The organism is Arsukibacterium sp., from assembly GCF_041616895.1.
Taxonomy (GTDB): domain Bacteria; phylum Pseudomonadota; class Gammaproteobacteria; order Enterobacterales; family Alteromonadaceae; genus Alishewanella.
This window is the reverse complement of the sequence record NZ_JBFJPY010000084.1, coordinates 1-14,548: the sequence shown is the minus strand read 5'-3', so window position 1 is coordinate 14,548 and position 14,548 is coordinate 1. Positions and strand designations below refer to the sequence as shown.

At 46.0% G+C, this 14,548-nt stretch carries 9 protein-coding genes, 1 tRNA gene and 1 pseudogene; 6 read left to right on the top strand and 5 right to left on the bottom strand.

Annotation, left to right across the window (positions count from 1 at the left end):
* The 3 genes and pseudogenes from ABY802_RS13050 to ABY802_RS13040 form a co-directional block, all read left to right on the top strand.
* A pseudogene (locus ABY802_RS13050) lies at positions 1–241 on the top strand (hypothetical protein); the annotation flags it as partial.
* Positions 242–291: 50 nt separating this feature from the next.
* Positions 292–1,110: a hypothetical protein gene (locus ABY802_RS13045; protein WP_372627573.1), complete on the top strand. Its 819-nt coding sequence runs from the start codon at positions 292–294 to the stop codon at positions 1,108–1,110.
* Between the two features lie 357 nt (positions 1,111–1,467).
* A complete protein-coding gene (locus tag ABY802_RS13040; protein ID WP_372627572.1) occupies positions 1,468–6,042 on the top strand; it encodes an AAA family ATPase in 4,575 nt (1,524 codons plus the stop codon).
* 151 nt (positions 6,043–6,193) lie between these two features.
* Here ABY802_RS13040 and ABY802_RS13035 read toward each other — a convergent pair whose 3' ends face one another.
* Both ABY802_RS13035 and ABY802_RS13030 read right to left on the bottom strand, forming a co-directional pair.
* Positions 6,194–7,375, bottom strand: a complete 1,182-nt coding sequence (locus ABY802_RS13035; protein WP_372627571.1) for an Arm DNA-binding domain-containing protein — start codon at positions 7,373–7,375, stop codon at positions 6,194–6,196.
* Positions 7,368–7,604 carry a hypothetical protein gene (locus ABY802_RS13030; protein WP_372627570.1) on the bottom strand — a complete coding sequence of 79 codons (237 nt, stop codon included), beginning with the start codon at positions 7,602–7,604 and terminating at the stop codon, positions 7,368–7,370. The genes ABY802_RS13035 and ABY802_RS13030 overlap by 8 nt, the downstream gene beginning before the upstream one ends.
* Positions 7,605–7,694: 90 nt before the next feature.
* Here ABY802_RS13030 and ABY802_RS13025 point away from each other — a divergent pair, with 90 nt between their 5' ends.
* Entirely contained in the window at positions 7,695–7,925 is a 231-nt protein-coding gene (locus ABY802_RS13025) for a helix-turn-helix domain-containing protein (RefSeq protein ID WP_372627569.1), read from the top strand.
* 269 nt (positions 7,926–8,194) lie between these two features.
* On the opposite strand, the gene ABY802_RS13020 is transcribed toward ABY802_RS13025, so the two are convergent.
* Positions 8,195–8,271: transfer RNA gene (locus tag ABY802_RS13020), tRNA-Val, on the bottom strand.
* A gap of 267 nt (positions 8,272–8,538) precedes the next feature.
* Here ABY802_RS13020 and ABY802_RS13015 point away from each other — a divergent pair.
* Positions 8,539–11,394: a prolyl oligopeptidase family serine peptidase gene (locus ABY802_RS13015; RefSeq protein WP_372627568.1), complete on the top strand. Its 2,856-nt coding sequence runs from the start codon at positions 8,539–8,541 to the stop codon at positions 11,392–11,394.
* Between the two features lie 6 nt (positions 11,395–11,400).
* Here ABY802_RS13015 and ABY802_RS13010 read toward each other — a convergent pair whose 3' ends face one another.
* Together ABY802_RS13010 and ABY802_RS13005 are read right to left on the bottom strand one after the other, a co-directional pair.
* Entirely contained in the window at positions 11,401–12,411 is a 1,011-nt protein-coding gene (locus ABY802_RS13010) for a DUF3080 family protein (RefSeq protein ID WP_372627567.1), read from the bottom strand.
* Entirely contained in the window at positions 12,365–13,756 is a 1,392-nt protein-coding gene (locus tag ABY802_RS13005; RefSeq protein ID WP_372627566.1) for an MATE family efflux transporter, read from the bottom strand. The genes ABY802_RS13010 and ABY802_RS13005 overlap by 47 nt, the downstream gene beginning before the upstream one ends.
* Before the next feature lie 56 nt (positions 13,757–13,812).
* Here ABY802_RS13005 and ABY802_RS13000 point away from each other — a divergent pair, with 56 nt between their 5' ends.
* The gene (locus tag ABY802_RS13000; RefSeq protein ID WP_372627565.1) at positions 13,813–14,460 is read left to right on the top strand and encodes a riboflavin synthase subunit alpha; all 648 of its coding nucleotides are present in this window, start codon (positions 13,813–13,815) and stop codon (positions 14,458–14,460) included.
* Positions 14,461–14,548 lie beyond the last annotated feature (88 nt).

Here is a 14,548-nt window from a genome sequence, read left to right as displayed (position 1 = left end):
CGTTACTCGCGACACTGACTATGGGGCTATTTATGATGGAAAGTCATATCTAAATGACTGGCTAAAGCAGGAGTTTTCGGAGCGCGTTAGTAAGAAACGCAAAATTATTCTAACCGATAAGCTATCTCAAGGACTTAAAGTTGTTCATGCCGCTGTCACAAGAGAAATGGAAGAGGAAGAAGAGCGCTTGATTGCTGAAATCGCAAATGAATTTGAGAACTTGACAGCTAATGAAACATAACAAACGCATGTTGCCTGACTGGTTTTCCGCGGCCCTCCAAACCAGTCAAAATGCGAGCGTTAGGCAATCACTACACTGAGGATTACGTTATTAAGACTATTAAAGATGGAGCATTTTCTTTGCTGAGTGACACAGCACAAGCGTTATCTGAATTTAATGACCTAGAATATATGGTCATAGGTGGCTGGTGTCCAGTATTGAGAAATACCTCAGGAATAACTCACCCTGGGACTTTGGATGTGGATATTTTGTTTAAAGATTCTTACCGATCAGGCAATTTAGAAGCAGTCTTAAAAAAGTTTATAGATGCAGGCTTTATGCCCTCAGCCAAGCATCCATTCCAGCTACTAAAGCCGCAAGATATAGGCGGTAAGAAGTTTGTATACAATATAGACATTTTGCACCCCGGAATGCTCGACAATAAAGATCAGGTTGGTATGTTTGTCGACCATCTTGATCTAGATGTACCCTTGAATGAAGGCGAAAAGCTAAAAAAGGTTGTTTCTATAGTCCTGCCTAACTCAGCTATTCTGTTCAAAGAGAATCTCTATGACATATATGATGAAGACGGCCTTTCGTTCAATCTGGTTTCCTTTGACGGTATGTTCATTACCAAAATGGATAGTTGCCAGAAACAAAAACGAGAAAGGGACTCTTTCGATATATACCTGGCTTTTCTTAGCAATGGGGTTAACGTATCTAGAATCAATGAAATTGCCCAAAATGACTCTAGAATTGATAAGTCTCTTAAGTCGTTTAAGCAGTTCCTTAATAATAAATCAGATATTTTTAATGCAAATGTTTTGCTGTTTAATACCTCAACAAAAGGGTCGCCAGCCAACGATATACTTGGAAAGCTAAATGCCTAACAAAGCCTGTTAGAGGGACTTCAGCATTTCCTGCTCTAGCTCCTGCTGGCGGCGTTAATGTTCGCTATTTGCTCAAAACTGCCACTGGATTTGCAATTTCTTTCAAAATAACTTTGAAAAATACCTATCAGAACCTTTGAGCTATTGGATTTCAGAAGGCATTGGTTAGTATACCTACCAGTGCCCGGATAAAGCTTTAAGTTTGGGGAAACTAAAAAGATCACCTAAGCAAGCAACTGCGCAATGACGGGAAGTCATTTAGAAGAATTTTGAAGCATTTATTGGATATTAGACGCACCCTTAGAAAAATTTTGACAAAATTGTATGTTGTTTGTGCCAAAACGGAGAAGTTGCTAGATGAGTATTGCCGGCATTCGATCCAATCGCGGGGACGCTTATCAGACGCTAGTCGCATTCGATTGGGCGCTCACTGTTCTTTCTGATGAAAACTATTCATGGCTGGAGATAGATTCAATATCTTATCCAGTTGATGATGTTGTAGTAGGCAAAGTAGACGGGACTGTGATTGCCTGCCAGTGCAAAAAGAATCAAGTTGATTTCAAAAGCTGGACAATTGCCGACTTAGGAGACGAACTAGATAAAGCGGCTAGCTTGTTAAAAATTAATCCAAAAGCACAGATCCGTTTTTACTCACGGAGTAACTTTGGGCTTCTCGCAAAACTGAGAGAACACTGTTCAACCCAAAATGAGAACAGTTATAGGGGTAGCCTTGGCAAAGAACACCAAACAACTGATACGGTACTATCGAAAAAACTTGCTACATCTGCAACTGGATTATCGACCTACGAGTTTTTCCGTCGAACACAGTTTGTAGTTAGCGAAGAACTTGATCGTATGGAAACGTTATTACGCGAACGCTTGCGTTCTCTCGTAAGCAATCCAGATATCGCTTTTAAGGCACTATGGGTCCACCTCGATCAGCTTGGGGGGCGAATAGGTAACAATGATAAAAACTCCGCTACTAAGCATCGTTATACCAAACAAGATCTAAATAACATTCTTCATAAATCAGGGGCAATGTTGGTTCCACCCATGAATCTCGCTGATATACGTAAATCCTTTTCAGCAATCTCTGCTATTGGTAGGGTCTGGCGACGAGATATCGCTGGTCAGCGTATTCAGAATTTAGTCATGAACGAGATTACTGCAGCCATCGACACCAAAAAACGTTCCATATTGCTTATGGGGCAGCCGGGAGCAGGAAAGACCTGTGTCATGTTAGCATTACAGGATGAGTTAGAAGCTCGTGCGTTAGTTCGTTCAGATATTGTTCCACTTTTCATTCAGTCGCGAGAATTTGCTGACTTAGATACATCTCAAGACAGACAAGCTCAAGGCTTGTCTGAAGAATGGGTCGAAAAAGTGGCCCGCTTGGCGGAAAATTGTCATGTTGTTATATCAATTGATTCCTTAGATGTGTTGTCAATTGCACGCGATCACCTTGTTCTAAAATACTTTCTTGCGCAAATTGATCGTTTGTTGTTGATACCCAATGTTACCGTCGTTACTGCGTGTCGGACATTCGACAGACATTATGACCGACGAATTGCTGAACGACAGTGGGATTGTGAATTGGAATGCAAACCTCTGGATTGGGATATAGAAGTTGCCCCCTTGCTCAGGTCATTTAGCATCACTACTACTACTATTGATGCAGTAACTCGTGAGCTCATAAGAAATCCTCGTGAACTAGCTCTGTATATAGAAATGGCGCAGAGGCAGGGAATATTTAATGTTGTGACTAGCCAAGCATTGGCACAACGATATCTAGATACCATTGTTTTGGCGAATAGTAACTTGGGGGATGCGGCTATACAGGCTATTGAAGCTATTGCTTCTGAGATGCTAAAACTTCGTAGCTTGGCTGTACCGCGACAACGCTTTTCAGCGTCAGATTTGCTCCGGAGGGAACTATTAAGTCTTAATGTGCTTCAAGAAACTCAAGACGGGAAGCTAACGTTCGGGCATCAAACACTTTTGGATGTATTGGTAATAAGTGGGGCATTGCGCAACGGTATCGCGCTGAATACTTTCATACAGAGCTTACCGCCCGTTCCTTTTGTTCGTCCAAGCATCAAAAGTTTTGTTTCTCAGTTGGCTTTGGGAGATCGCAGTGAATTAAGAAAGCAACTGAGGGCTGTGCTTAAAGGTAAAGCCGCTTTCCATATAAGGCGATTGGTAGCAGAGACGTTCGCGGAGCAGCCTCCTCATGATGACGACTGGCCATTTATACTAGATTTGCGAAAAAATAATCGTGATATTTTCCAGGTGATATACACCTTGGCAAAGTCTATTGATTGGCATTACTTCTGGCTTAAGAATCTCATCCCTGTTTTAAAAAATACCCGAGATGCAGAAGGATTATTAGGGCATGCGCATCTGATTTCTCGGTGGAGTAATGAGGACAGCGCTGTCGTTTTATCATTTTGGTTAGATGTATTGACGCTAAGTTGGATTGATAGCATTCAAATTGCTGACAGAATAGGGAGCTATCTTTCGAGCATTAAAGCAGAAAATATGGAGCAAGTAGCTCCATTGCTTGAGCGGTTGATCAACTTGCCTATACCAAAACACAGCTCGCTTGGTCGAACTATCGCATGCTGTGTTAAAGCATGTTATGCAGATGATTTATTTCTCTGGCGTTATATAACTAAAGACTTCAGCGACGAAGATTTTCTTGAGTACCGATTCGACGATAAGTTGCGATGCCAGGCCCATGAGTTCAGGGACAACAATGACAATTTTATCTGCCATCAGATGGAGCAATCAGTCATTCTGCTAGATTTGGCTGTTGAATCGGTAGAACGTTGGAGCGAAATTCGAGTTTCACGATATGGAAAAACTCGAATTGGATATCGAAATGGATTTCTATCTGACACTTCATATGAAATTACTCACAGCGAGAGAGATTTGCGAATTTCGAGTAGTATGAAAGTACTACTAAGTGCTATTGAATCTTCGATTCTCAAGCATGCCAGAACTAATTCAGACTGGTGGCAAACTAATCGTGAGCGTCTGTGTTTTAACCTCGAAGGGTCTCTACTTTACTTTGCTGTTCTCGCTTGTACTGAATCCCCAGTAAATAACATTGACGTAATAGGTAAGATGCTGAGTGACCGAAAATTGCTGGAGTTCGAACTTACCTATGAATTAGGAGCATTGTTGCGGTCGGCATTTAGGTACCTCGACACACCGACACAAGATGCTGTAATGACAACTATTTTGACTGTGTGGGACGAGAGCGCTACAGATAGCTCAAATTATTTTTGGATATTGAAGACACAAGCTGAATTAGTTTCTGCAATACCGTGTTATCTCCGTACACCAGAAACCCAAGCAGTAGTAGATACGTATGAGATAAATGAAGGAGTTTTAGTTCATCAACCAGATATTCGTTCGCATGGTGGCACGGTTAGAGCGCCTTTCTCATTTGAAGTATTTCTTTCTTCAAGTAACAGTGGGGTAATAAGTCTACTTGCACATTACGTTGGTTATTCAGATAGGCTTAGGTCGGGCGCCGAATTTCTTATCGGCGGAGAGCGTGAGGTTGGATGGCAACTACGGGAAGCGGCTTCCAGGCATCCAATTCGTTTTTTGAGAATTCTATCAGTCTATTGGTTAGATATTTCCGAAAGATTTCGTGATGACATTATGAGTGGTATTGCAACGCACCTGGATTGCCGTTACGGCAACCGGCAGAGTAATCAAACTTGGCAACCATTAGAAGAACCAGAAGCTCAGATCTTGGTAAAATTAATACTTGATGAACTCGAAAAACACCAGAGGCATTGGAGACATAAGCGTCCTGCTGCTGAAGCGCTGGAGGCGTGTGCGAATGTTGTTAAAGACGCAAAGGAAGCTGAACGTTTAGTGTTTTTGGCAATAGGTTTTTCTGGGCTTCGAGAAAACGACCCGATCCAAGGAGAAAACGTCAAGCTTCTTGATTTGGGAATTAACATGACGAAAGGCGACGTTGCAGAGGCATTAATGATTCTTGCAACAACTTTTGCAGATGAGGGCAGAGAATTTCCTAACTTGTTGTTACCTACACTTAGTCGATTTGCCAGCGACGAACACCCTGCTATCCGTGCTCTAATCTTACGTCGACTGCCATATTTGCAAAGTAAAGTGTTTGAAGTCGGCTGGAATTTATTCAGACTCGTTATGCGAGATGCTGAAGGGCTGTGGCAAATTGCTGAACCCTGCCTTTACTATGCCTATCACACTCATTTCGAAATTGTCGGGCCTATACTTACGCGATTGTATTGTGAAGGATACGGCCAAGAGTTAGAAACATGGGGACGTATTTCGGCTCTAGCTGCTATGGACAAACGCATCGATTTTGAAGTATTCATGAAAGAAATTAAAACGTTGAATAATGATGCCGCTTGGCTTGGCGCTGCTAAAGTTTGGACTCATGTCAGTAATCTCCAAAATTATCGTGACCAATGCTTAATTGGTATTGAAGCCGGATTAGCAATTGGTGGTATTTGTGCGGAGGCTGTAGCGAATCAGATGGAGGAAATTTTTCGAGAAAGTACTGCTGCGATTGCAGTTCCACTCATGTTGATTCAACGCATTTTTTCTGTTTTTGGGAGAAACAGTCAAAACAAAGATAACCGATTATTCGGATTTCACGAATGGCTTAATGCGATTTCGCAATTTGATCCAGAGTACGCCATGGCAGTCACTGAAATTTACTTAGAGTATGTCCGAAATAGTAAACCCTATCTGTATGACCACGAAAATAACTTAACTCAGCTTGTTACGCGCTTATTCTCTGAAGCAGAAGAGCGAGAAGAGTTTGATGGTGGCGAGATGCTTTGTCGTATTGTGGCCATACAAGACGATCTTCTCACTCTCGGAGTTGATGGTGTACTAGAATGGTTAAAGGCAGCGGAGCGACCATAAGCTGCCCGTTGTGCCAGAGCGGTGACATGTTGGGTGTGAAGCGAATGGGACTCTGAGTCGCCATTAATTTTCTTTGCAAAAATTAGCCGATTTTACTTAATAACTACTCAGAGTTGTTTGAAATACCGTGTTTTTAGTAGTGCCAAGTCTTTCACAATACTCCAAGCAACGCCTCAAAAGCACTGCCATCCTGCCTGGTAATGTTTGGTACAAAGCGACTATAGCGTTCAAACAACATTTTAGTAGAGCTATGACCCAGCTGTTTGGCAATCCACTCCGGGTTTTCACCTGCTGCCAGCCACAAGGTTGCCGCGGTGTGGCGGGTTTCATACGCACGCCTGGGAGGTAACCCCAGTAACTGCAGGGTAGGGTTCCAGATGCGTTTGGTAATGTTACGGTGGTCCAGAGGATTGCCGGCGCCATTGCAAAACACATATTCATAATGGCCGGTAACTTCTTTTTGCGCTAATAGCGCAGCCAATACTGGTTTAGAAAGCGTTACAGAGCGGTAAGAGCTCTGGTTTTTGGGGCTCTCTGTTTTACCGTTGACGATAGTTTCCTGCACAACGATTTGTTTACGCTCAAAATCAACGTATTTCCATTTCAGGCCATCGACTTCAGCGGTTCTTAAACCAGTGAAAAAACGGACTGTGTAATAGAGTCTGAAGTCCGATCTTACACCAGCCAGAAAAATACGGACCTCTTGCAGCGTTAGCGGATTGATTAGCGGCTTGTCGATTTTAAGCGGCTCAATATCGACAAAAGGGTTGTCGAATTTATAACGTCTGGAGCCTTCTGTTAATAAGCGATGTAATTGCACCATAATGTGGTTTATCCAGTCATTAGAGATGCGCTTTTTGCTGCCTTGTGGTTTGGTCAGGCCAGCACGGAATTTCAGAATATCTGCCCGGCTTATGTTATCAAGCCGTTGGTTGGCAAAAGCAGGCAACAGGTAGTTCTCGTATATGGAGTTGACGTTGGCATTAAAGCTGGCTTTCCAGATCCCTTCATGTTCAGCCAGCCACTCGGCTGAAAACGCGTTAAAAGTAGGGCAGTCGCGATATAGAGTAGGTGCGGCATGCTGCAGCTCGCTGCTTTGTTGTTTAACCTGGTTATCTATAGCTGCAAACTGTTTTGCCCTGGGGCTGCCCGGGAAGTAGTCTGAGTAGACAAACTGTTGCAATCGAATGGCAGCCTCAATGTCGCTGGCCAGCTTTGCCAACTTGGCCCGGTTCGTTTTGGAGTCTGTTAGTGCAGTCTGTTCGCGGCAACGAATACCGTTGTAGCGAAAATCGAGCACCAGTTTGTTGCTGCGGATACTGATACTAGCCATTGCACACTCTCCCTGCTGCCATTGGGATAAGTTGCTTAGGTCGAACGGTATGGGCGTACAGCTCAGTTTCTATGGCTTCCCAGACATAGAAAATCTTCCGGCCGCCAAAAGGTCTGATATAGTGTGTGCCTTCCAGAAATACGGTGTCTTTCAGCACACGGTTAATGTAACCTGCGCTAAACTGTATTTTTGCCGCCAGTTCTCTGGTAGTAACAAGGGTTTTAGACATAATGATCATCCTTATTTGTTCTTTCAGGGAACATTATTGCATCTGATGATTGTTCTGTCAAAGAACATTTTATGTTTTTTTGGGGGAGACATGATCCTGTTCAGGATAAAAGAGTTAATTGCTGAAAAAGAAAAACGTGAGAACCGTAAGGTCACGCAACAAGAAATATCGCAGCATACGGGGGTAAACCGTACCTCGTTGTCTAAAATGCAAAATCCGGATATGAAGCACTCGACGACAACAAGTGCCATTGACTCGCTGTGTCGCTACTTTGATTGTAAAATCGAAGACATTATGGTGTATGTGAAAGATCCAGAGTAATCGCTGGCGGTTTTCTAGCGAATAAAATTAAAACGTGGCCACTCTTTAGGGTGGTCATTTTTTTGAGGGCTGAAAAGGCCTGTGGCCAGAAATTTGGTCACCAAATGGTCACAACAGCTGTTTTTGGTTAGAAAAAAGGAACGTAGGTGCTAAGCTTAAAAAGTGGCTGCTGTTTGAACTGAAACCTGAGATAGTATAAAAATATTTAATTATCAGTGCATTAAAAACAAAAACGCCACTCAGTGAGCGGCGTTTTTGTTTGAATTTATTGGTGCGTCCTAGTGGACTCGAACCACCGACCCCCACCATGTCAAGGTAGTGCTCTAACCAGCTGAGCTAAGGACGCACACTTTTTGTTGCAGGCTTTTCTGGTGAGATAGCTGACAACGGCGGCTATGTTATGGCGCCGTCGTGGTAATGGCAAGTGTTTTTCGTGTTTCGCTTAACGTTTGGCTGATTTTTAGCCGGCTAAGGCGAAGTTAACCGCAGCCGGGCCGGTTTTGGTCGTTTCTATTGCGGCTTAGTGGCCCGCTTTTATGCTGGTTTGTGATACGTTTGGCACACTCGTAAAAAATAGGGTTTCTATTTACCTGATAAAGTCTCTGAGGATTTTATGCTAAATACTATTTGCGGTGCGAGCCGTATCGCTGGTTGTTTGCTATTGGCCTTTACCAGTGTGGCGTGCGTTAACCAGGCCAGCAACACGTCCAGCACAGCCACACCAACTAAAGCTTCTGCCGTTATTCAGGCAAATACGGTAGATGCCACCGGGTTAAAACCGCTGGAGCTGACCGATATTATGAAGTTTCGGGAAATTAAAGAGCGCAAGGTTAGCGAAAACCAGCAGTTTATGGTGTATACCGCCGTGCCGGATTTTGGTAATAGCACCGGTTATGTAGTTAACTTGCAGAGCGCTCAGCAATTTCAGGTAGAGCGGGGTGACAACGGCCAGCTTAATGCTGATGGCAGTTTTGCCTTATTTCGCCAGCGGGCCGGATTGCTAGCGAAGGAGCAGGCAGCGGATAAAAAGGCGCGCGAGGCGCTTGAGCAAAATGCGGTGCTGGTAAACGTTGCAACAGGCGAGCAGCAGGTTATTGCCAATATTGACCGTTTTGCTTTTAGCGGTGATGGCCACACTGCATTATTGCTGGTGCGAAAAGCGGACAGTAAAGATCGTACGCAAACATTGCAGGCATTACATTTAGGCAGCGGAACCTTGCAAACCCTGGCGCAGGTAACGGATTTTGCTGTGGCTGATGAGGGCGGACTGGTGGCCTTGATCACAGAGCTTGCAGAGCCAGCCGCTGCTGCACAGCAGACTGAAAAAAATACTGAGCAACCGGCAAAACAACAATTGCTGATATGGGACAGTGCCGCCGATAAAACGCACACTGTTGTAACTGGCACAACCCAAAAGCTGCAGCAGCTTAAGTTTAATACCCAGGGCAACCAGTTAGTATTTTTCGCCGGGCCAACCAAACAGCAGCTAACTGAATCAAAGCAAGCTGAAGCCGGCCAGCAGTTGTGGTTGTGGGCCAAGGGAGACAGCATCGCGCAGCAGCTAAATACGACGCGTGACGGCTGGTTGTTGAGCGAGCACACTGCCCCGCGTTGGAGCAAAGATGGCCAGCGTGTCTTTATTGGTCATCGGCCGGATAGCGGTGACCAACCCGCTAAAACCGAACCGCCGCAAACGGAAGCAGAATTATATGATCTGGAACGGCTACTGGCCGACCGGCGTTTACAGGTGTGGCATGGCGATGATGCACGAATTAACAGCCAGCAAAAAGCAGAATATAAACAGGCGTTAAAGCGTACCGCACCAGCCGTTATCTGGCTTGATACCCTAAAAATGGTGGCATTAAGTGACGATATTGAAGATCAGCTAAGCGTTACTGAGCATCGTGAGGCGCAACTGCTGAGTAATGGCCGGCCATATTTGCAGCAAATGAGTTGGAACGGCCGTTTACATGATATCTGGCATGTTAATTTGCGCACCGGCAAGCGCCAACAGGTGTTTGCTGCTAATCGCAGCCACGAGCGGGCACATTTATCACCAACAGGTCGTTATGTGGTGTATTTGCAAAATGAGCAGTACCAGCTATTTGATAGTGCAACCGGCACAACATCAAGCTTAGCTGCCGATGCCACGGTGTCCTGGGTAGATGAGCAAAACGATCGGCCGATAGCCGCAGAAAGCTATGGTGTGGCGGGCTGGCTGGTAGATGAACCGGCCGTACTGGTGTACGACCGGTTTGATATCTGGGCACTTAAGCTTGATGGCAGTATGCAAAAGCTCACTGCAGGACGCGCTTTTAGCGAGCAATACCGGCTGCAAAAAACCGATGATGAACTTGCTGTGTCAGCGGATGCTCAGTTACTGCTAAGCATGTATAACGAGCAAAGCAAGCAATATGGTTTTGCCAAGCTTAGTTTAAGCAGCGGCGAAGTGGCAGTATTGCTGCAGGGGCCAAAACGGTACGACTTTGTTAAGGCGCTAGAGAAGCAGCAGCGCTATTTATTTACTGAACAAAGTTTTCGTCAGTTTCCTGATCTGTGGCTGGCCAGCACTGATTTTAGCGAGCGGCGCCAACTTACCGAGCTAAACCCACAGCAGAAAGAATTTATCTGGGGCGACAGCCACTTAATTTCCTGGACCAGCGCCACCGGCGAGCCCTTACAAGGGGTGTTATTAACGCCAGATGGTTATGACGCCAACAAGCCTTATCCGGTGGTGGTTTATTACTATGAAAAGTTTTCGCAGCGGCTGCATCACTATAACCAGATGAAAGTAAACCACCGACCTAACTTTCCTTACTATCTGGGCCAGGATTATTTAGTCTTCCTGCCGGATATTCATTTCCGGGCTGCTGCACCCGGGCCAAGTGCCACGGAATCGTTAGTACCAGGCTTACAAAAGCTGATTGATATGGGCGTGGCTGATGCAAAAGCGATTGGCTTGCATGGCCATAGCTGGTCAGGCTATCAAACGGCTTTTGTGGTGACCGAAACTGATATGTTTGCGGCAGCAGTGTCTGGCGCCCCGGTATCTAACATGACCAGCGCTTACAGTGGCATTCGTTGGCAAAGTGGTCTGGCCCGGCAGTTTCAGTACGAAACCGGCCAAAGCCGGATTGGTCAGTCGATGTTTGAGGATTTAAAGCCGTATATCGATAATTCACCGGTGTTTTTTGCTGATAAGATCAACACCCCAATGCTCATTCAGTTTGGTGATGACGATGGCGCGGTACCCTGGGAGCAGGGCATTGAATATTACCTGGCACTGCGACGCCTCGGCAAGCCAGTGGCAATGCTGCAATATGAAGGTGAGCCGCACCATTTACAGCGCTATGCCAATAAACTGGACTACAGCATTAAAATGCGCGAGTTTTTTGACCATTATTTAAAAGGTGCGCCTGCGCCAAAGTGGTGGGCAGAGGGCGAGCCATATCGCCAATATGAAAAGTAAATAGCATTAGCCCGGAGTAAGAACAGCTGGGCATTGTTGATTTAACAGCTGCCACCACTTTACCTGCAACATTAACTGTTGCTGCAATTGCTCTGCCGGTTGCTGGTAGCGTTGTTGCAGCGCCGGGTAAAGTGCGGTGTGCTGATACAGTTGCTGCAGCTGTGGCCAGATCTCATTGTGGTAGCGACTGAGTTCTGCTAAATGTGCCTGCACTTCACCAATAAAAAATTTACTGAAGACGGTAGTCAGTATTTTAAGTTGTTCAGTGCTGCGCCCGTTTGGGCATAAGCTCTCTGGTGCTATTGCCAGAAGCTGCGGGTTCACCTGACTAAACCAGGCCGCGCTGTAACGTAAGCTGCTTTGCAGTTTGTTCAGAAAGTTATGCTGGTACAACATAGCCAGGCTTTGCTCAATATCCACCACTGCTGCTTGTTGCCACTGCTGCTGACTGATTTGCTCTGCTAAACTCACCAGGTTATGCAGCGCGCCGCTGCTGGCGACAAAACCGCCGCTGTCACCGGCAACCAGGCCACCGTTGTTGCCTTGCCATTGTTTGCGCAGGGTGTCGTCAGTGAGTAGCATATTACTGAGCGCCAGCGTTACGCTTTGTTGTTTCTGGCTTCGCCACTCGCCGAGTTGCTGCTGTAATGCCTGGGTAAGTTCTTGTTGCAGGCAGTTATCCAGTTGCGCCAGTAAACGCAGTTCATAATGTAGTTGCTGGCTTGGCTGAAACACCCGGCCAAGACTGCTGTTACGCTCGCCGATTAACTGATCCAGGCCACACTCGCGGCTGGCCCAGGCTTCACTTAATTCCAGCCGGATATCAGGTAGCGGTTGCCGAAGCTCACTTGGTCTTGGCAGGGTGGCTAACGGGGCAAGTTGTACCTTAATATCGTCGAGTTCCAGCACCCGGGTCAGGCGCTGCTGATAGTCTGTTAAGGTTGCTTTGCTGTCAGGTTTGCTGCAGCCACTAAGGCTGACCGATACCACGAGCAGCATCAGCATGCTGAATTTCATGATCGATCCTTCTGATATGCTTGCGTAAAATGACTGCCAGCATAATGGCGGCGGTACTCAGGCCAATGATTATACCTATCCAAAAACCATGGGCGCCCATTGGCGCAACTAGCCAGTCAGTCAATCCTAATACGGCGCCCAGACCAAAACCGATTGGCCAGTAGGCAAAAAGGGTAATGTAAAATACCGGTTTAGTAATTTTCATACCGCGCAGCGCACAGGCTGAGACCACCTGTATGGCGTCGGATAACTGATAAAAACAGGCCAGAATAAGCAGCGAGCTGGCCATAGCAATTACCTCTGGGTTGGTGGAGTACAAGGAGGCGACATAAGTGCGCATAACATAAGTAAAGCTGGCAATAAAAAACGACATACATACCGCCATACTCAGCGCCGTCATAATGGCTTTTTTCAGCTCTTTATTATTTTGCTGGCCGACTAAATGCCCAACCCGGATGGTGGTGGCTAAACCAAAACTGAGCGGAAGCATAAACACCAGTGCGCTGTAATTATTGGCTACCTGATGGCCGGCTACCACTATTGGTCCTAAATGGACAATCGCCAACGGAATACAGGCAAATAGCGTAACCTCAAAGAAGATAGAAAAGGCAATCGGCGTGCCGAGGCAAACGATGTACCAGATATCTTTAATGTTGGCGCTAAGTTGTTTTGGCCAGTTACGGTAAGGTCGGGTGGTGCGGCTGTACCAGCCATAAACCAGCATGGCACCGAACATTGCCAAAAACACCAGGCTGGTGGCAATACCGCAACCGGCACCACCGAGTGCCGGCATGCCTAATTTACCGTAAATAAAAATATAGTTAGCCGGAATATTCACCAGAATGCCAACAAAACTGATCCACATGCTGGCTTTGGTATTACCTATGCCCTCGAACAGGTTACGGATAACAATGTAACCGGCGGCCGGAAATAAGCCCCAACTGACGTAATACAAGTATTGCAGGGTTTTGTCGCGCAGCTCATCTTGCATATTCAGCATGCTGATGGGGATATCAGCAAATAACATTAAGCAAAACAGGATAGCGGCCAGCAGCATTCCCAGATACAGGCTTTGCAGGGTAAAATGACTGACCGGTTCGGTTTGCTTGCTGCCATAATACTGGGCAACAATCGGGGTTAGCGCCAATAGCAAGCCCTGCAGCGTTAATACCACGGGCAACCACAAGCCTGAGGCGACTGCCAGCGCCGCCATGTCTGTTGCACTGAAACGCCCGGCCATTACCGTGTCAACAAAGTACATCATGGTTTGGGTTAACTGGGCCAGCATAATGGGGCCGGTCAGTTTTAACAGTGTTTTGGCTTCAAAGCGGGAAAAGGGTATCATGCGCCGTCTTTCGGGTTGGCCGTTAATGGCGCGCAATTTAGCACAATTGAGGTTTTATGTTTACCGGAATAGTTCAGACAACCGCGCAAGTGCGGGAAATTCGCGATGAAGGACAGTTACGCCGCCTGACATTAACCGTGCCGCCCGCTAATTTGCAGGCATTAGAGCGTGGTGCCAGTATTGCTATCAACGGTGTGTGTTTAACGGCTACCGAGTTTGACAGTAATGCAGGCTGGGTATGTTTTGATGTTATTGCCGAAACACTGGATAAAACCAACCTTGGCAAGCTTATCGTGGGTAGCAAGGTCAACCTGGAGCGGTCATTAAGCTTTGGCAGTGAACTGGGCGGACACATTGTATCGGGGCATATTCAAACTACGGCGACCCTAACCCAAGTGAAGCGAGAGCAACATAAAGTCAGTATGCAGTTAAGCCTGGAACCGAGCTTTTTACCTTATATTCTGGCAAAGGGGTTTATAGCAGTAGAAGGCTGTAGTTTAACCGTAGGCGAAGTGACGGACAGTGGCTTTAGTTTGTATTTAATTCCGGAAACTTTGGCCGTGACCACCTTAGGTGACATGCATGAGGGTGATGTGGTTAATATTGAACTGGATCAGCAAACTCTGACCATTATTAAAACGGTTGAGCGGGTAATGGCGCAGCGCTTTAGCAGCGACATCCCAAAAGCTGGTGATGCTCAGTAATATTGTTCATCATCGGCATCGACAAATACTTGTACCCGGTGATGCAGTATGTCTTTATGAACCTTTAAGTGGATAGGATTGCAGCAAT